This window comes from Propionivibrio sp., from assembly GCF_049316945.1.
Lineage (GTDB): Bacteria > Pseudomonadota > Gammaproteobacteria > Burkholderiales > Rhodocyclaceae > Propionivibrio.
This window is the reverse complement of sequence record NZ_JBMOJE010000017.1, coordinates 40,538-59,007: the sequence shown is the minus strand read 5'-3', so window position 1 is coordinate 59,007 and position 18,470 is coordinate 40,538. Positions and strand designations below refer to the sequence as shown.

Sequence of the window (18,470 nt, the reverse complement as noted above, 5' to 3'; positions counted from 1 at the left end):
CTGTTCGCGCTGACTTTGTGGACATCACAATATCCTAGAGGTCAGGTCGTCTGACCATAGCGCGATCAAGAAAACCTCCCCAGGCACCTTACGGGGGGGGGAAGGCGACCCCATGATCGCACCACGCAAATCGTATATTGCCTGTGCACGCAGCAAGGCGGCTTCCGCAGCGATGACTACCTGCATGAATGGGGTAGGGTCAGTAAAGCGGCGCTACTGCAACAGCGGCTCATTCTGCGGTTATGATTTAGCCGCAGAAACCGGCAACGCGTTAATTCCCACTGCACTTATCACCATGTGGCACACCTTTTCCAGCGAACTGCCTTCAAGGCTACCGAGAGATGCGGCTGGCTGAGTGGCACTTCTCGGCACCTCGCCCGAAATGCCGCTCGCGGGCGAGCATAACGATGTAACGAAGTTCAGTAAGGGTCATTCCAGGAAGCGAATCAGAAGGTGATAACTTTGTCTGCTGCCAAGGTCCAATCCGCGAGTTCCGGCAGGGTGCCGATACTCACCCCTGGAATCAGCACTAAATCGACGATTCCACGCGCCTGGGCGCAGCTACGGCAAAGCCGGATCTGCGCACCGTGCTGAACCAGATTTTCGAGCATAAGTTGCAGACTACTCCCGGCTTCCGCCCCGATCTGGTTGGGCAGACCGACGGTGACGGCGTCCGACATCATGAATAGACGCAGATCGACCGTTTCGCTCTCCTGCCCGGCAATTGCCGTTGCCAGGCGCAATGCGCTTAGCACGCGCTCACTGCCATAAGCCGGCGCATGCACGAGAATCAACACACTCTGCAAGATATTCCCCTTGAATTGATCAATAACCAGCCAATCATGCACCCTGCGGTGGAACTCGGCAACGGCAAGCTAGGCAAATCAATCACGCTGTGCCAGTCGCTCCAGATCCGCTGCTTCAAGCCACATCCATTCGCCGAGCGCCAAGGCTTCCGGCAAATTTAAACCGCCCACCGAAATCCGGCGCAGCGCCTCAACCCGGTTTCCGGCTGCCGCTACCATGCGCTTGACGAGGTGGTACTTTCCCTCGGTGACGGTCAGCCGCATCAGCCGCTCTGAAACCCGCTCACAACCTGCCGCCGCTATTGGTGAAGGCTCATCGTTCAACTGAACGCCTTTAATTAAAACGGCGATCTGGGCATCATCCACCGGATGCTTGGCCGATACTTCATAGACCTTCGCTATCTTCTTTTTTGGCGAACTGTAAGTATGGATAAACTGCCCGTCGTCTGACAGCAACAGCAGACCGGTAGTGTCCTCATCAAGTCTACCAACCGCCTGCACGTCACGCGTCAGCAAAAAGCGGGGCAGCAGCGAAAAGACGCTCGGGTGATATTTCGGCTTGTGTGAACATTCGTAGTCGGGTGGCTTGTTCAAGGCAATATAGACAAGCTTGCGGAAGATCAAAGGCAGTCCATCCACCGAGAAATTCAGCCCTTCCGGAACAAAGTCATTATAGGGGTCATCGCAAAGTTCACCGTTGACGCAGACGCGCCCCGAACAAATAAGCGACCGACACTCCGGCCGACTACCAAAACCCTGTGATCTAAGCAGGCGTTCAAGCTCCATCAGTTAGGTCCAAATGAAAAAGTGTGATGCAAATCAACCCTCAATTCTTGCTGACGAAACTTGGCGAAGGGAACCAACCTCTCCGAAAGACGACAGCGCCGCCTCCAGATGGTCGATGATTTCCTGCTGCAGCACATCGGGAAGCGGAAAGTCATCAAGATTATCCAGGCTGCCATCCTTGAGCCTGTACAGGTCCATCCCGGCTTTGTCACGAAAGATCAGGACTTCGCAGCGGTTGTACTTGAACCGAAAAGTTTCAATCCGCTCGTGCCGGTTTTTTGCTTTGTAGCAGGTAACGAAATCACGCAGGACATCCAGCTTCAAGGGCCCCATAGTGACAATGTGCTGCAGGAAGCTCAGTTGCTTGTACGAGGTGGTTTCCCTTAAATCATGGCGCCCGTAAGTCAGTGAATCCCTGGTTTCGTCATTTTCAAACGTCGATGTTACGAGCAGCCAATGCATTCGATTCAATGAAGTTTCGGCGTGGTTCGACCAGTTCACCCATCAGCGTGGTGAAGATCTCGTCAGCGCCAATGGCGTCTTCGATCTGAACCTTTAACAGGCGACGAACCTTGGGATCCATTGTCGTTTCCCACAGTTGTTCCGGATTCATTTCGCCCAGACCTTTGTAACGCTGCTTGCTGATACCACGCTCAACTTCACTGAGCAACCAGCGCATTGTTTCAGCAAATCCAGTAACGGGCTGCTTCTTTTCTCCACGAGCGACATACCCACCGGGGCCATACAATCCAGCAAGGATTTCAGCGGTTTTGCGCAGTTGCACATAATCGCCACTGACCAGCAGGTCGTCATCGATGACCCCGACCTTGAGATTGCCATGATGCATCTTCTCCAGGCGCAATTGCCAACGCTCCTGCGCTCGATCGTAGCGAGCAAGGATATGAACACCAATCTTCCTGCCGATAACGTCCATCAAAGCTTCTGCGCTGGCCTGTGCAGAAGCCTCGGATGTCAAATCGATTGTCAGATTAGCATCGATCAGGGCGTGCAGCACCTGTGGGTTGATCATGTGCGATAGCCGGTTGATGACAGCTTCGGCCAGCAGGTATTCACGCGCAAGTTCTTCAAACGCGGAACCTGATATTTCCGGAGCACCGACTTTCGGCATTAGTACAGAATCTTCCAAAGCAAGCGTCAGCAAGAACTGATTTAGGGCTTGGTCGTCCTTTATGTAACGCTCGGTTTTTCCGTGCTTGACCTTGTAAAGCGGAGGCTGAGCGATGTAGATATGCCCACCTTCCACCAACTCTGGCATTTGGCGGTAAAAGAAGGTGAGCAGCAAGGTTCGGATGTGTGCTCCATCAACGTCGGCATCGGTCATGATGATCAAGCGGTGATAACGCAACTTCTCCGGTTTGTATTCATCCTTGCCGATACCTGTACCCAGCGCCGTAATCAGCGTAACGATTTCCTGCGAAGAAATCAGCTTATCGAACCGAGCCTTTTCAACGTTGAGTATCTTTCCCTTGAGCGGCAATATTGCCTGGAACTTGCGATCGCGCCCTTGTTTTGCAGAACCTCCGGCGGAATCACCCTCAACCAGATACAGCTCACACAGCGCTGGATCCTTTTCCTGGCAATCGGCAAGCTTGCCGGGTAATCCGACCCCGTCAAGCAAGCCTTTTCGACGTGTCATTTCACGCGCCTTGCGGGCGGCATCGCGGGCGCGAGCAGCCTCGACAATCTTGCCAGTGATGACTTTTGCGTCGAGCGGCCGTTCCTGCATAAATTCGGTCAATCTTGCCGCGACGACTTCCTCTACGGCCGGACGCGCCTCGGATGAAACAAGCTTCATCTTTGTCTGCGAAGCAAACTTCGGGTCAGGCATTTTTACCGAAAGCACACAAGCGAGGCCTTCGCGCATGTCGTCACTGGTGATGTCGACCTTGGCCTTCTTGGCAATCTCGTGTTCGTCAATGTATTTGTTAAGCACCCGCGTCATCGCCGCACGCAAGCCGGTCATGTGCGTACCGCCATCCGACTGAGGAATGTTGTTGGTGAAGCACAGCACCTGCTCGGCGTAGGTGTCATTCCACTGCATTGCCACTTCTACGCTGATCACGCCGTTGGGGGTGGTTGATTCACCTGACGAGCAGAATATATTCGGATGCAGCACAGTCTTGGTGCGGTTGATGTATTCAACGAAACCCTTGACTCCACCGAGGAAGGCAAAATCTTCCTCTTTGCCGGTACGCTGATCAATAAGACGTATTTTTACCCCATTATTCAGGAACGAAAGTTCACGCAGACGCTTGGCAATAATCTCGTAATGGAACTCGATATTTCCGAAAATCTCCTCATCAGCCATGAAGTGAACTTCGGTTCCCCGTCTTTCGGTTTGTCCGATAACCCTGAGCGGTGACACTTCGACACCGTTATGGATTTCAATCAGCCGGTCAACCACAGCTCCGCGGTTGAAGTCCAATTGGAACTTTTTCCCCTCGCGCCGGATCGTCAGGCGAAGCCACTTCGAAAGTCCATTGACACAGGAAACGCCAACGCCGTGCAAGCCACCGGAAACCTTATACGAGTTCTGATTGAACTTGCCCCCGGCATGCAACACGCACATGACTATTTCGGCAGCCGAACGCTTCGGCTCATGCTTGTCGTCGAACTTGATTCCGGTCGGGATTCCCCGACCATTATCTGTCACCGAAATCGAACTATCGGCATGAATGGTTATAACGATATCGTCACAATAACCGGCTAGAGCCTCATCGATGGCGTTATCAACCACTTCAAACACCATGTGGTGCAATCCGGTACCGTCAGAGGTATCGCCAATGTACATTCCGGGGCGCTTGCGGACTGCTTCAAGACCCTCAAGCTGTTGAATGCTTGATTCATCGTAAGCGGACTGGCCATTTTCATCAATCATGCTCTATCCAATTTCTGTTTCACGTGAAACATCTACAAATCTATTTATAAACAATGCGTTAAATACGCATGGGCATAACAACGTACTTGAAACGGTCATTTCCAGGAATTGTCAATAGGGCGCTCGAGTTGGCGTCGTTAAAACCCCATTCCACCGTTTCGACCGAGGTGTTGTTCAAAACATCAAGCAAATAACCTACATTGAAACCCACATCGATTACATCGCCGTTATAGTCAACTTCAATTTCTTCCTGCGCTTCTTCCTGCTCGGCGTTGGCAGCCATGATCTTCATGCTACCGGGAGTCAGTACCAGACGAACGCCACGGAATTTTTCATTGGTCAGAATCGCTGCTCGTACCATTGATTGAAGAAGCGCCGCACGATTCAGTGCAACCACGTTCTTGAGGGTTGCAGGTATGACTCGCTCATAATCAGGGAATTTACCGTCGATCAATTTTGAAACCAGGTTGATGTGGCCAAACTGAAAACGTATCTGGTTGGGCGCTAATTCGACCTGCAAGGGTTCATCGTTATCGGCAAGCAATCGACTCAATTCGAGCACTGTTTTACGTGGCAAAATCAATTCCAGGCGCGGTGATGTAGCATCGCCTTCAAGCGGCATGCTGGCGTAAGCCAGTCTGTGACCATCAGTTGCTACGGCACGCAACTCGTTACCATCAACCAGAAGTAACAGTCCGTTCAAATAGTAACGAACATCCTGTGCCGCCATTGAAAATTGAGTCTGTCCCAACAGATGACGGAACTGTTTTTGTGTAACCGTTATTTTTTTGAGATCGCCATCAGACAATACCATACGGGGAAAATCTTCAGCCGGCAAGGTTTGCAGAGTGAACCGGCTCTTTCCGGAGCGAACCTGCAACCGCTTATCATCAAGGTTCAAACTGACTTCAGCGCTGTCCGGCAAAGACCTCAGAATATCCTGTAGTTTGCGTGCCCCAACGGTTATTGCACCATCACCATCGCCGGAGGCGCCACTGGTCGAGGTGGTGATCTGAATTTCAATATCAGTCGCCAGCAAGGTTAGTTTGTCAGCCTTTTTCTCAAGCAGAACATTCGACAAAATAGGCAGGGTATGTCTCTTCTCGACAATCCCTGATACTGACTGCAAGGGAGCGAGAAGCATGTCACGCTGGGTTTTAATAAGAAGCATATATATAAATCCTAAAAAGATAATGCCAGAAGCAACTCTGTGGATATTAATGATTTATCTTTATTTATCAGTTAATTAGAACATAATTCGCTGCTGTAAAAACTCTGTATATACCTGTGGATAATATTTGACAATTTATACACAACCTCATATTTGAAACCTTGTTAAATGCTTACCAACAACATTTACATCGACTTATTCAAATTGGCACTAGCCTTTCAACACCTGCAATAGCAGGTGAACATCGTGATTCAAAGTGTTATCTCTCGCACGCAACGCTTCAATAGTGCGCACGGCGTGCAGAACAGTCGTATGGTCGCGGCCACCAAAAGCTTCGCCAATTGAAGGATAGCTTTGCGAAGTCAGATTCTTTGCAAGCCACATGGCGACTTGGCGAGGACGTACGATTTGGCGCGTACGTTTTTTTGAAAAAAGATCTGAGACCTTGATTTTGAAGTAATCCGCTACAGTTTTCTGAATATTTTCTACGGTGATCTGTCGGTTAACCGCACCAATTAAATCTTTAAGAGAGTCTTTAGCGAGATCCAGATCGATTTTTCGACCATGGAAAGAAGCGTAGGCGAGTACTTTCTTCAGTGCTCCCTCAAGTTCACGGACATTGGATCGAAGATGTTTTGCAATGTAAAAAGCAACATCATCATTTAAGTCTACACTATCAACCTCAGCCTTTTTTTTCAGGATGGCGACGCGCATCTCAATTTCCGGGGGCTCAATCTGAACCGTAAGACCCCAGTCAAAGCGGGTAATCAGACGATCTTCAAGACCTGAAATATCCTTCGGGTAAGTATCACAACTAATAACAATCTGCTTCTTTGCTTCAATCAACGCATTGAAAACAAAAAAGAATTCTTCCTGTGTCCGGTTTTTTCCGTTAAAGAACTGCACATCGTCAAGCAATAGAACATCAAGAGAACGATAGTAGCGCTTGAAAGCATCAAACGACTTGGTCTGATAGGCACGTACGACGTCTGAATAATAATCCTCGGCATGAACATACCGTACAACTTTGGCAGAATTCTGTTCGAGGATAAAATTACCGATGGCGTGAATGAGGTGGGTTTTCCCAAGTCCGGCGCCCCCGTAAATAAACAACGGGTTATAGGCAGCACCACCGGGGTTGATGGCCACCTGTATCGAAGCTGCTCGCGCAAGATCGTTGGCCTTTCCGACAATCAGGTTTTCAAAGGTGAAACCGGGGATAAGCCGGGTTTTTTCGTAGAGGCCACTGGCCTTTTCAGCCGGTCGATCGAAGACAGGGATCGTGCTGTTCTGCATTTTGCCGAGTCTGTCCGTCGATGCTGCTGAACCTACTGCGGGCGATCTCTGTGGATTGACCGGAATCGGGGGGCGTTCTCCGAGTACAAGGGTAACGCTGACCGGCGCGGAAAAAAACGCACTGCCGAGTTCCTCGATACGCGTCAGGTAGCGCTCCTTCACCCACTTCAGAATGAAACCGTTGGGGGCAAGCAGGCGCAGACCGTTAGTGAAATCATCTTCACCTTCGAGACGAAGGGGACGAATCCACGTATTGAATTGCTGAGGCGGAAGTTCTTGTTCGAACTGGCTTAGGCAAGAGATCCAGAAACTACTCATGACTGGTGATTCAACACAATCCCGATTAGGTGCTGCAATGGGGTCGCCGGTGGCTGTCCGCAATTTACGCACCTACATCAGGACCAGGCAGGAAGTATGGTTGGTGTGCTAGTACGGTTTTTGTGGCCTGGACAGGAATTACTTCTGTTTCTTCGGTTGCTGCTTTCAGGTTCATGGGAACCATGCATGAAAGAGATTTTAACCTGTCACGTGAAAGTTATCCACAGCATCGATAAAAATTTAGACTTGACAAGAGCAAGCCAGACCATGTCTAATCGCACGCTTACTTCGCAATGACTCCAAGGGTTTAATAATGAAACGCACCTACCAACCGTCGGTAATTCGTCGCAAGCGTACCCACGGCTTCCTCGTCCGTATGGCTACCCGTGGCGGCCGAGCCGTGATTCGCGCCCGTCGAGCAAAAGGTCGTCATCGTTTGGCCGTTTGAACGCCAAGCAACCTGCTGGCGAACGCGAGGTTTCAGTTACCGCGTTCCCCAAGTACTATCGACTGACAAAAACGGATGAATATTCATCCGTTTTTGGTTTCAGGAAGGCGCTGAAAAGCACCCATTTCCTGTTACATTACCGCCTTCGGGCGGCTGAGGAAGGAGCAGGAGCCCGGTTGGGTCTGGTTGTCGCCAAGCGGCTTCTACGCCGTTCGGTGGATCGCAACCTGATCCGGCGATTAGCTCGAGAAAACTTCCGAATGATGCGTTGCCGGCTACCCTCGCGTGACCTGATATTACGCTTGGCAGCTAAACCCCAAACACTCGACCGGCGAGTCCTGGCTGAAGAAATCCGGGGATTGCTGGGCAAAATGATCTCACCTGAACGATGAGCCGATGAAATTGTTGCTGCTGGCACTGATTCGCATCTACAAGTACGCGATCAGCCCCTTTCTTGGGCGACGCTGCCGCTTTTACCCCAGTTGCTCGGAGTACACCGCAGAAGCAGTTGAGAAATACGGTGCATTCAACGGCACACGCCTTGGCCTCAAACGCATATCCCGCTGCCACCCGTGGAATCCGGGCGGTTTTGACCCAGTACCCTGAAATCTATTTTTGTATAGGCCGTTAATGGATAACCGACGCCTGATTCTCCTCTTAGTCTTTTCTTTCTCGCTCGTCATGCTCTGGGATGCCTGGCAGAAATATAACCAGCCAAAAGTCGCGGCGCAAATAGCGGCTGTTACCACCCCAGCAAACGGTTCGCCTGTTCCGGTACCTTCTGCAATAAAGTCGGCCCCAGTAGCTGCTTCCTCGGTGCCAGGCGCTACTCCCACACCCGTTGCCGCGAAGGGCGAAGTAATAAGCATCAAGACCGATCTTTTCGTTGCCGAAGTATCAACGCAGGGCGGTGATATCGTCGGTCTGGAACTGAATAACTACAAAGCGATCGACGACAAGTCGAAGAGCTTTTCACTCTTTGATACCAAGCACCAGTATGCCGCGCAAAGTGGATTGATCGGCGAAGGACTGCCCAATCACAAAACGATGTTTGCCGTTTCTCCTGGAAGCCGGGAGTTGGCGCCTGACGCGAAATCCGTTCAGCTTCGCCTGGAAGCGCCGGCTGTCGGTGGCGTCAAGGTGGCCAGGGTTTACACCTTCACCCGTGGCAGCTACCTGATCGACGTCGCTTATGAAATCAACAATGGCAGCCAAAATGAAATCGCGGCACATGCCTACTATCAACTGCAGCGCGATACGGTAGCTCCGGAGGGTGAAAGCAAGATGGTCAGCACCTTTACCGGACCGGCCGTTTTCACTGATCAGGAGAAATATCAGAAGATCGATTTTTCCGACATCGAGAAGGGCAAGGTCAAGTTCAATACCAAGGGCGACAACGGATGGATGGCGATGGTGCAGCACTATTTCGTTTCGGCCTGGATTCCACCGGAAAATATGCAGCGCGAATTCTATGTGCGCAATCTGGAAGGTGGCGCCCGTCCGGCGATCACGGCTGGAATCATGGTGCCGGCACCGGTTGTCGCACCAGGTACCAAGGCCAGCCAGTCAGTCTCCCTCTATGCCGGGCCGCAAATCCAGTCGATGCTCGATCAACTGGCCAAGCCGGTCGCTGATGGCGGTGTTGGTGCCCAGGGTTTGCCGCTGGTCGTCGACTACGGCTGGCTGACGATTGTTGCCGCTCCGATTTTCTGGTGTCTTGAAATTATCCACAAGTTTGTCGGCAACTGGGGCTGGTCCATTGTCTTGCTGACCATTTGTATCAAGGCAATTTTCTTCCCCTTGTCAGCGGCCAGCTATAAATCAATGGCCAAGATGCGTACCATTACGCCTCGTTTGGTAGCACTGAGGGAACGTTACGGCGACGACAAACAGAAGCTGAACCAGGAGATGATGAATCTTTACAAGACGGAGAAGATCAATCCGCTCGGTGGTTGTTTGCCAATTCTGGTGCAGATCCCGGTCTTCATCGCACTTTATTGGGCGCTTCTTGGTGCCGTCGAGATGCGCGACGCCCCGTGGATCCTGTGGATCACGGATCTGTCTTCGCCAGATCCGTTCTATGTACTGCCGGCCATCATGATGGCGACCATGCTGATCCAGACCAAGCTCAACCCGACACCGCCCGATCCGATCCAGGCCAAGATCACGATGTTCATGCCTTTCATTTTCGGTGTCATGTTCTTCTTTTTCCCGGCCGGTCTGGTGCTCTACTGGGTCGTGAACAACACTCTTTCAATTGCCCAGCAATGGCAGATAACCCGGATGGTCGAACGTGGCGGAAAAGCCGCCAACGACGCCAAGGCCTGATTCGGGCCCGCATCCGGAAACCATTGCCGCCATCGCTACGGCTCCTGGCCGTGGCGGCATCGGCGTCATCCGTATCTCCGGCCATGGCCTCCTGGCCATTTCCCAGGCGCTGAGCGCCAAGCAACCGCCAGCCCGCCAAGCCACCTTGGCCGACTTTTGTGCCGCCGATGGCAGCCTCATCGACAGCGGCCTTCTCATTTATTTTCCCGCCCCGCACTCCTTCACAGGCGAAGACGTCCTTGAACTGCAGGGCCATGGCGGCAGCGTAGTGATGCAAATGCTGCTGGCGCGGTGCCTGGATCTCGGCGCACGCCTGGCCGAACCGGGTGAATTCACCCGCCGCGCCTACCTCAACGGCAAGCTTGACCTGGCGCAGGCCGAAGCGGTTATCGATCTGATCGATGCCGCCACAACAACCTCAGCGCGCAGCGCCGTGCGTTCGCTGCAAGGAGAGTTTTCGAAGGAAGTAAACGCGCTACTCGGACAGTTGATCGAACTCAGGGCACTGGTCGAAGCGACCCTCGATTTTCCCGAGGAAGAAGTCGATTTCCTCAAGGCTGACGATGCCTTTGGCCGCCTGGAAAGATTGCAACTTAGGCTGGCCAATGTTTTCGACCGCGCCCAGCAGGGCAAGCTTCTGCAAGGCGGCCTGCATGTCGTCCTCGCCGGACAGCCCAACGTTGGCAAGTCCAGCCTGCTGAACCGGCTGGCTGGCGACGAACTGGCCATTGTCACGCCGGTAGCCGGTACCACACGCGACGTCGTCCGCAGCACGCTACAGGTCGAAGGCATACCGCTGCATGTAATCGATACCGCAGGCCTGCGTGCCACCGAAGACGAAATCGAGAAAATAGGCATTGCCCGCACCTGGCGTGAGATCGAACGTGCCGATGTGGTGGTATTGCTGGTTGATGCCCGTAGCGGCGTCGGTGATGCCGAACGTGCCATTCTCGCCCAGTTCCCTGCACACCTTAAGCGCATCACCGTATATAACAAGATCGATCTGGCCGGACGCCCGGCTGAACTCCACGACCAAGCCGATGGACAAGCCATTTCGCTCTCGGCCAAACACGGCGAAGGAATAGAACTTCTGCGCCAGGCGTTGTTGCGGATTGCTGGCTGGCACCCTGCCGAAGATGTATTCATAGCTCGCGAACGCCATTTACGCGCTCTGGCCGATACCCGCGAACACATCGCCACCGCCCAAGCTCAGCTCCCACAACTCGAACTGTTTGCCGAGGAGCTGCGACTGGCCCAAATGGCACTCGGTTCCATCACCGGCAAGTTTACCGCCGACGATCTTCTCGGTGAAATATTCAGTCGGTTTTGCATCGGAAAATAACAAACGCTCGGAAAGCGGCATGAATAAACGTTCTTGGAGCATTCAAGCTGAAAAGCCAATGAATACGCCACTCTTCAGGCGTATGGCTTATAGATCGCCGATCCAGGCCACCGTCGTGTCAAGGGGCTGTCTTCCAGCGGGAGCGAATTCCGACCGGTAGCAACTGGAGCCGACGTGGAGGAAACGATGCGGTTGAATAAGCTTCTGGTGTAGACCCGACATTGACACCTCCAAGTAACACGCCCTTCGGGGAACCTCATAACGCAAGACGTTCGCCGACACGGCCGTAATTGGTGCGAACAAGGCGCGGAAGGTGTTCCCTCCAGTTTCAGAAAGTGTGTTTATCTGCTATAGATGTAACTGGGGAGCGAAAAAGGGGGAGGAGGTTTTCATTCCCGAGTTAAAGGCACAGGTAGACATGAAAGACTCAGACTGTTTTAGTTGGAGTTTTTGTGCTTCCTGCTTCTGATTGCTGGTTTAGCTGCAATGTTTGTGTATTGCAAGGAATGATCCTCGACAGCCAAGTACCCCCAGCCTGAGTTGTTGTACCGCCTTTTCAACCACCGTAAAAACACGGATGCCTTGGTTCAAAGACAATCGATAGAATGCATAGTGTTTCAAGGTGTCTTGAACTCGAACCGACAATCCAGAAAATCTCTGGCCGCAAGAATGCTAGCCCTTTCAGCCTAACGAATTCGGACCACTCTCCGTATGCAAACTTCTGATAGTTCGAACATCGTCTGCCAACGCATCCGGCTCAGCGGCGTCGTTCAGGGCGTAGGCTTCCGTCCTTTTGTCTGGCGTCTGGCCAAGGAGCTTGATCTTACCGGCTGGGTCAGAAAAGACTCGCATGGTCTCGAAATCGAAGTCTGCGGGGCGGCGGAACAGGTGCAGAATCTGATTGAGCGACTGCAAGAAGACGCACCGGCTTTGGCGCGCATCGATTCGGTGACGACGCAGGATACCCTCGTGGAGTGCATTGCCGAGGATTTTTATATCCTGAATAGCCGGGGTGGCCGGGCTCCAGCGATGATCGGACAAGACACGGCAGTTTGCCGCGATTGTCTTGCCGAGATATTCGACCCTAAAAACCGGCGCTGGCGTTACGCGTTAGCCAACTGCACAAGTTGCGGGCCGCGCTACACCATCTGCCGTGCCTTGCCTTATGCTCGCGAGCGAACGAGCCTCAAACCCTTCCCTCTGTGCCTGAAGTGTCAACATGAAGCGCTAAGAACTGATAGTCGACAGCATCTGAACGAAGTGAATTGTTGTCCCAAGTGCGGGCCGCAACTTGCCCTGCTGGATGCTGAAGGCCGGCCTCTGCATGGCGATCCGATTGCGCAGGCAGTGGCACTCCTGGGGCAGGGAAAGATCGTCGCTATCAAGGGCTTGGGAGGATTTCATCTGGCTTGCGATGCACGCAATGCAGCGACCGTTGCCGTCTTGCGCGAACGCAAACAACGTGATGAGAAGCCGTTGGCCGTGATGCTTGCCAATGCATCCTCGGCTAGCGTTTTCGTTCATCTGGGTGTGGGCGAACCAGGTCTGCTCGCCATGCCGGAACGACCGATCATTCTGCTCAAAAAGCGTACCAGTTGTGATGCGGCGCTGCCCGGAGTAACCACTGGGCTGGGGTGGCTAGGCGTGATGCTACCCTGCACGCCTCTGCACTATTTGCTCTTTCATGAAGCTGCCGGGCGCCCACAAGGTCTTGGCTGGCTGGATCTTCCGCAGAAACTTGCCCTGGTGATGACCGACGCGGATCCTGGGGGAGAACCAGTGGTAATAGACAACGGCGAAGCCTTGCTGCGCCTGTCTGGCATCGCTGACGCCTTCCTGTTGCATGACCGCGAAATACTGACCCGTTGCGACGACAGTGTCGCCCGTTCCGGACCCGGGGGTCTTCAACTCGTTCGCCGGGCGCGCGGCTACACGCCGCGTGCTATCAAAATGCCTCGCTCGGGCCCACCGGTGCTGGCGGTGGGAGGCCGATTCAAGAACACCGTATGCGTGACGCGCGGAGACGAGGCCTTTGTTTCGCAACATATCGGTGATCTGGATAACGCAGCAGCCTGCGACTTTTTTGAAAAGACCATTGCCCATCTCCTCAAATTTCTTGAGATCAAACCAGCGCTTGTCGCGCACGATTTCGACCACCACTTTCACTCGACACGATATGCCATGGACTTCGCCCACCACAGGGGAGTGCCGACGCTCGCCGTGCAGCATCATCATGCCCACATGGCTTCGGTTATGGCCGAACAACAGGTCGACGCTCCAGTTATCGCTCTGGCGCTTGACGGAATAGGAGTAGGGTCGGATGGCAGCGCCTGGGGCGGTGAACTGTTGCGCATCGATGGTGTCCGCCTGGGGCGTCTTGGCCATCTTGTGCCGATCGAACTCGTCGGCGACCACGCCCTGAAAGAGCCATGGCGCCTGGCCTCCGCGGTGCTGCAGCAACTCGGACGCGGTAAGGAAATAAAACAACGCTTTGCCGAACAGCGCTCCGCTGCTTCGGTCGAAAAAATACTTGGGCGGGGCGGAAACTTCCCTGAGACATCGAGTCTTGGCTGCTACATCAATGCCGCAGCAGGATTGCTTGGCGTCAGTTCCACGATGGCTTTCGATGGTCAGGCGGCAAAAATTCTTGAGGGGATGGCCGAGCACTATGGTGATGTCTTGCCGCTCAATAACGCTTGGACAATTGAAGAAGGCTGCCTGAATCTGTGGCCGCTCCTTGCTGTTCTGGCGGATGAAAAAAATGCAAGGCGCGGTGCTGCGGTTTTTCATGCGACGCTGGTTGCCGCGTTGGCCGATTGGGTATGCTCCGTTGCACCGTCAAACAGTACGATTGTTGGCAGCGGCGGCTGCTTCCTCAATCTGGTGCTGGCACGTGGCTTGCGGTCACGTCTTGGCAGCCATGGCCTGCATCTGATCGAGGCGCGCCACCTGCCGCCCAACGACGGCGGTCTGGCGCTTGGCCAGGCGTGGATTGCCCAGCAGTACCTGCTGGGCTAGCGCGATACAAAGCCAGGTTTGTAGCCAAGCGCCAGACGAATCTTTTCGGCCACTTTTTCGGCGTCGGCACGGCTGGCGTAAGGGCCGAGATGTACGCGGTGTATTCCTGCACTGGCATTGATCTGGATCCCTTCGTTCAGCCAGTCCATTTCGCGTGATAGATGTGAGCGCAGGCTTTCGGCATTGTCCGCGTTGGAAAAGGCGCCAAGCTGAAGGTAAACCCCTTTCTGGGAGGCAATTGCCGGTACTGATGCTGTAGGTGTTGGAGATGCTAGATTGGTGTCGTACACGGCCAGTTTTGCCACCAGCGTTTCAATTTCGTCACCTTCGGCGCTGGAGGCCGGGGTCTTGACGGACGGTGCCAGTGGTTTGGCCTGGGTATAGGCCAGCATTGATGCCGCGCCAGGCAGAATGGTTTCGACTTCAACCTGCGTACTGCCGTTGTTGATATAGCCGAGGCGGTATGCTGCCGCATAGGAGAGATCGATGATTCGATCGGCGTGGAAGGGGCCGCGGTCCGTGACGCGCACGACCACGGATTTACCGCTGTTTACGCTGCTCACCCGAACATAGGAGGGGATCGCCAGTGTCGGGTGGGCCGCTGTCATCGAGAACATGTCGTAGGGCTCGCCAATCGAGGTTTTCTGGCCGTGGAATTTTTTCCCGTACCAACTGGCGATACCGCTCTGCCGGAATGGCTTGAGGCTGGTGTCCGGCACATACGACTTGCCGAGCACATTGTAGGGTTTGTTGGCAAAACGATGCAGCGGTTCGCTTCGTGGCTGGGCGTCCGGGATGTCGTCAAGATTGTCCGGAATGTCTTCGCCCGGCCCGTCATCCTTGTAATAACCGCCGCCACGCTTTTGCGTCACGACCAGCTTGCGCACCGGGCTAGCTGTCGACGATGCCGGTTCCACGCGGGATGTTGTGCTATCGACGGTGCGTTGTGGCTGCCCACCACATGCGACCAGAAACAGCAGCATGAACAGCGACGCAGGTAGCAGACACAGCTCGTTACTCCTCACTCCTCACTCCTCACTACTTCTTGACCAGCATCCGGTGCGAATGGATGCTCATCAGGATACCGAGACCGAGGAACAACGTCACCAGAGCGGTTCCGCCATAGCTCATAAAGGGCAGCGGAACGCCAACCACCGGCAAGATGCCGCTGACCATGCCCATATTGACGAAGGCGTAGGTAAAAAAGCTAAGCGTGATCGATCCGCCCAAAACACGCGCAAATAGTGTCGAAGCGTTGGCTGTAATCATCAGGCCACGAGCGATCAACAGCAGATAGAGAATGACGAGAATGCTGTTGCCGAGCAAGCCGCGCTCTTCCGAAAAGACGGCAAAAATGAAGTCGGTGTGACGCTCCGGGATAAATTCGAGGTGGGTTTGGGTGCCCTCGAGCCAGCCTTTGCCAAATGAACCGCCCGAGCCGATGGCAATCGTCGATTGAATGATGTGATAACCCGAGCCGAGCGGATCGGTCGTCGGGTCAATCAGGGTAAGAATTCGCTTGCGCTGGTAGTCATGAAGCATGGTCCAGACAAAGGGCGCGGCACTGGCACCGGCGATGACCATGCCGATGATCACCTTCCATGGCAGGCCGGCAAAGAAGATGACATAGAAGCCCGCCGCGCCGACCAGGATTGCCGTCCCCAGGTCGGGCTGTTTGGCAATCAGCGCGAACGGAATGATCAGCAACAGGCCGGCAATTGCGTAATGGCGGAACTTCAAGGCGGCTTCGTACTTGTGGAAATACCAGGCCAGCATCAGCGGCACCGCAATCTTGAGAATCTCGGAAGGCTGGATTCGGATGAATCCGAGCGGTAGCCAGCGCCTGGCTCCGTTGACCTTGACCCCCACCAGGTACACCAGCACCAGCAGGATGACACCCAGGACATAGAGCGGGACGGCAAAGCGCATCAGTTTCTGGGGCGGGAGCTGGGCGACGGCCCACATCACGGCCAGACCAAGAGTCATGTTGAGCAACTGGCTGAGTGCACGGTTGTTGGCGTCGTAGGTGGCGCTATAGACGGTAGCCAGCCCGAAAACCATCAAGATCAGCGTAATCGTCAGCAAGGGGCCGTCGATATGACCGACCAGACGCGCTCGAAAACGCTGTAGTAGCTGTGGAAACATGCCTTATTCCTCCACTTCCTCTTCCGGCGTATCGTCTTCTTTCGCCGCGCCCTTGGGCAACTTGCCCAGCAGATAATAGTCAAGCACCATACGCGCGATCGGCGCAGCAGACTGGGCACCAAAGCCGCCGTTCTCGACCAGCACGGCGAGAGCGATTTTAGGATTATCGGCCGGCGCAAAGGCGATGAAGAGGGCATGGTCATGCAGTTCCTTCTTCAGCTTGCCGGCTCTGTATTCAGCGCCTTTCAGACTGAATAGCTGCGCCGTACCGGTCTTGCCGCCCGATTCGTAGCCGGCACCGGCAAACGCGCGGGAACCGGTTCCTTCCTTATTTACACCGACCATCGCCTTCTTGATCGTCTCGATGTTTTGCTGTTTCCAAGGGAGCGTTCGCAGGGGTTCCGGTTCAATCATGGTCTTTTCGCCCGTCTTGGTGTCGGTAATGTACCTGACGAGGTGTGGGCGATACATCACCCCGTTGTTAGCCACGGCGGCCATGGCTTGCGCCAGCTGGATCGGTGTGTAGGCGTTATAGCCCTGGCCGATGCCGATCGAGATGGTTTCTCCGGCATACCATTTCTGCTGTTCCAGGTGCTTGAAGCGGTGTTTTTTCCACTCTGGAGACGGCAGTACCCCTTCCGACTCGCCCTCGATGTCAACTCCGGTTTTTTTGCCGAGTCCGATACTGCCCATGAAACGGGCGATATTGTCGATGCCCATGTCGTTGGCTAGCATGTAGTAGTAGGTGTCGCACGATGCAACGATTGATTTGTACATATCTACCGTGCCGTGTCCGCCCTTCTTGTCGTCGCGGAAATGATGGCCGCCGAAGTTGTAGTAGCCGGGGTCGGAGATCGTCTGACTCGGTGTGCGTTTGCCCATCTCAAGCGCAGCCAGTGCCATGAAGGGCTTGAAGGTTGAGCCCGGTGGATAGGCGCCGTTCAGGGCCCGGTTGACCATCGGACGATCCGGCGAGTTGTTGAGCAGATCCCAGTCTTCCGTTCGAATGCCGTCGACAAAAAGATTCGGGTCGAAAGTGGGCGTGGAAACCAGTGCGAGTATGCCTCCAGTCGACGGTTCAATGGCGACCAGCGCACCGCGCCGGTCGCCAAATGCCTGTTCGGTGATCTCCTGCAAGCGCATGTCGAGCGTCAACGTCAGATTATTTCCGGACACCGGTGCCGTGCGCGACAGGCTGCGAACTGCCCGCCCGCCAGAATCGATTTCGACTTCCTCATAGCCGGTCTCGCCGTGCAACTGAAACTCGTATTTTTGTTCCAGCCCGGTTTTTCCGATGTGGTCGGTACCTTTGTAATTGGCTTCCTGTTCGTTTTTTTCGATGGTTTCCAGATCCGCCTTGTTGATGCGATTGATGTAGCCGAGGGCATGCGAGGCAATCGAGCCTAGCGGGTACTGCCTAAAAAGGCGCGCCTTGACTTCAACGCCGGGAAAGAGATAACGATTGGCGGCAAAACGGGCAACTTCCTGGTCGCTCAGCCGGTTACGAATTGGCAGACTTTCAAATGATTTGCTCTCTTCGAGCAACTTGCGAAAGCGCCGTCGATCCTTGGGCAGGATTTCGATAAGCTTGCCGAGATCATCAATCGTTTCGTCAAGATTCTCGATTTTTGACGGTGTGATTTCGAGTGTGAACGCGGAGTAATTACGCGCCATAACCGTTCCGTTGCGATCAAGGATGACGCCACGGTTGGGTGCGATCGGCACCAATGATATGCGATTGTCTTCGGCTCGCGTGGTGTAGTAATCGTGCTGCATGATCTGCAGAAAGACAAAGCGTCCAATCAGGATGGCAAAGGCCAGCACGACTGCACTTGCCGCGAAGGCGATGCGGAAGCGGAAGCGATCAAGCTCACTATCCTGGTTGTTCGATGGCGAATGCCGGTTGCGCAAGG

15 protein-coding genes and 1 pseudogene are annotated in these 18,470 nt (G+C 54.1%); 6 read left to right on the top strand and 10 right to left on the bottom strand.

Going from position 1 to position 18,470, the window contains the following annotated elements; translation table 11 throughout:
• Positions 1-317: 317 nt before the first annotated feature.
• From ACOYNV_RS06165 to dnaA, 7 genes and pseudogenes are all read right to left on the bottom strand, one after another.
• A pseudogene (locus ACOYNV_RS06165) lies at positions 318-433 on the bottom strand (LysR family transcriptional regulator); the annotation flags it as partial.
• A 13-nt stretch (positions 434-446) separates the two neighbouring features.
• Positions 447-797, bottom strand: coding sequence for a DsrE/DsrF/TusD sulfur relay family protein (locus ACOYNV_RS06160; RefSeq protein WP_422898877.1), 351 nt, complete (start codon positions 795-797; stop codon positions 447-449).
• An 87-nt stretch (positions 798-884) separates the two neighbouring features.
• A complete protein-coding gene (locus ACOYNV_RS06155) occupies positions 885-1,592 on the bottom strand; it encodes a 16S rRNA pseudouridine(516) synthase (RefSeq protein WP_422898874.1) in 708 nt (235 codons plus the stop codon).
• Between the two features lie 33 nt (positions 1,593-1,625).
• A complete protein-coding gene (locus tag ACOYNV_RS06150; RefSeq protein ID WP_422898873.1) occupies positions 1,626-2,054 on the bottom strand; it encodes a hypothetical protein in 429 nt (142 codons plus the stop codon).
• A complete protein-coding gene (gyrB, locus tag ACOYNV_RS06145) occupies positions 2,023-4,491 on the bottom strand; it encodes a DNA topoisomerase (ATP-hydrolyzing) subunit B (protein ID WP_422898872.1) in 2,469 nt (822 codons plus the stop codon). The genes ACOYNV_RS06150 and gyrB overlap by 32 nt, the downstream gene beginning before the upstream one ends.
• Before the next feature lie 58 nt (positions 4,492-4,549).
• Complete coding sequence (dnaN, locus tag ACOYNV_RS06140) at positions 4,550-5,662, bottom strand: DNA polymerase III subunit beta (RefSeq protein ID WP_422898871.1); 1,113 nt, start codon at positions 5,660-5,662, stop codon at positions 4,550-4,552.
• Between the two features lie 210 nt (positions 5,663-5,872).
• Entirely contained in the window at positions 5,873-7,276 is a 1,404-nt protein-coding gene (dnaA, locus tag ACOYNV_RS06135; RefSeq protein ID WP_422898870.1) for a chromosomal replication initiator protein DnaA, read from the bottom strand.
• A 313-nt stretch (positions 7,277-7,589) separates the two neighbouring features.
• On the opposite strand from dnaA, the gene rpmH reads away from it, so the two are divergent.
• The 6 genes from rpmH (at position 7,590) to hypF (ending at position 14,412) form a co-directional block, all read left to right on the top strand.
• A complete protein-coding gene (gene rpmH / locus ACOYNV_RS06130; protein WP_294270699.1) occupies positions 7,590-7,724 on the top strand; it encodes a 50S ribosomal protein L34 in 135 nt (44 codons plus the stop codon).
• Complete coding sequence (gene rnpA, locus ACOYNV_RS06125; RefSeq protein WP_422898869.1) at positions 7,721-8,116, top strand: ribonuclease P protein component; 396 nt, start codon at positions 7,721-7,723, stop codon at positions 8,114-8,116. The genes rpmH and rnpA overlap by 4 nt, the downstream gene beginning before the upstream one ends.
• A 4-nt stretch (positions 8,117-8,120) precedes the next feature.
• Positions 8,121-8,330, top strand: a complete 210-nt coding sequence (yidD, locus tag ACOYNV_RS06120; RefSeq protein WP_422898868.1) for a membrane protein insertion efficiency factor YidD — start codon at positions 8,121-8,123, stop codon at positions 8,328-8,330.
• Positions 8,331-8,354: 24 nt separating this feature from the next.
• Positions 8,355-10,052 (top strand): membrane protein insertase YidC, encoded by a 1,698-nt coding sequence (gene yidC / locus ACOYNV_RS06115; protein WP_422898867.1) that lies wholly within the window; start codon positions 8,355-8,357, stop codon positions 10,050-10,052.
• Complete coding sequence (mnmE, locus tag ACOYNV_RS06110; RefSeq protein ID WP_422898866.1) at positions 10,018-11,394, top strand: tRNA uridine-5-carboxymethylaminomethyl(34) synthesis GTPase MnmE; 1,377 nt, start codon at positions 10,018-10,020, stop codon at positions 11,392-11,394. Before yidC ends, mnmE begins: the two co-directional genes overlap by 35 nt.
• A 711-nt stretch (positions 11,395-12,105) precedes the next feature.
• Positions 12,106-14,412: a carbamoyltransferase HypF gene (gene hypF / locus ACOYNV_RS06105; RefSeq protein WP_422898865.1), complete on the top strand. Its 2,307-nt coding sequence runs from the start codon at positions 12,106-12,108 to the stop codon at positions 14,410-14,412.
• On the opposite strand, the gene ACOYNV_RS06100 is transcribed toward hypF, so the two are convergent.
• The 3 genes from ACOYNV_RS06100 to mrdA are packed head-to-tail and all read right to left on the bottom strand — an operon-like array spanning position 14,409 to position 18,468.
• Positions 14,409-15,437 (bottom strand): septal ring lytic transglycosylase RlpA family protein, encoded by a 1,029-nt coding sequence (locus tag ACOYNV_RS06100; RefSeq protein WP_422898864.1) that lies wholly within the window; start codon positions 15,435-15,437, stop codon positions 14,409-14,411. The two genes, hypF and ACOYNV_RS06100, sit on opposite strands and share 4 nt — an antisense overlap.
• A gap of 13 nt (positions 15,438-15,450) precedes the next feature.
• Positions 15,451-16,557, bottom strand: a complete 1,107-nt coding sequence (gene rodA, locus ACOYNV_RS06095; RefSeq protein ID WP_422898863.1) for a rod shape-determining protein RodA — start codon at positions 16,555-16,557, stop codon at positions 15,451-15,453.
• Positions 16,558-16,560: 3 nt separating this feature from the next.
• Positions 16,561-18,468: a penicillin-binding protein 2 gene (gene mrdA, locus ACOYNV_RS06090; RefSeq protein ID WP_422898862.1), complete on the bottom strand. Its 1,908-nt coding sequence runs from the start codon at positions 18,466-18,468 to the stop codon at positions 16,561-16,563.
• Positions 18,469-18,470 lie beyond the last annotated feature (2 nt).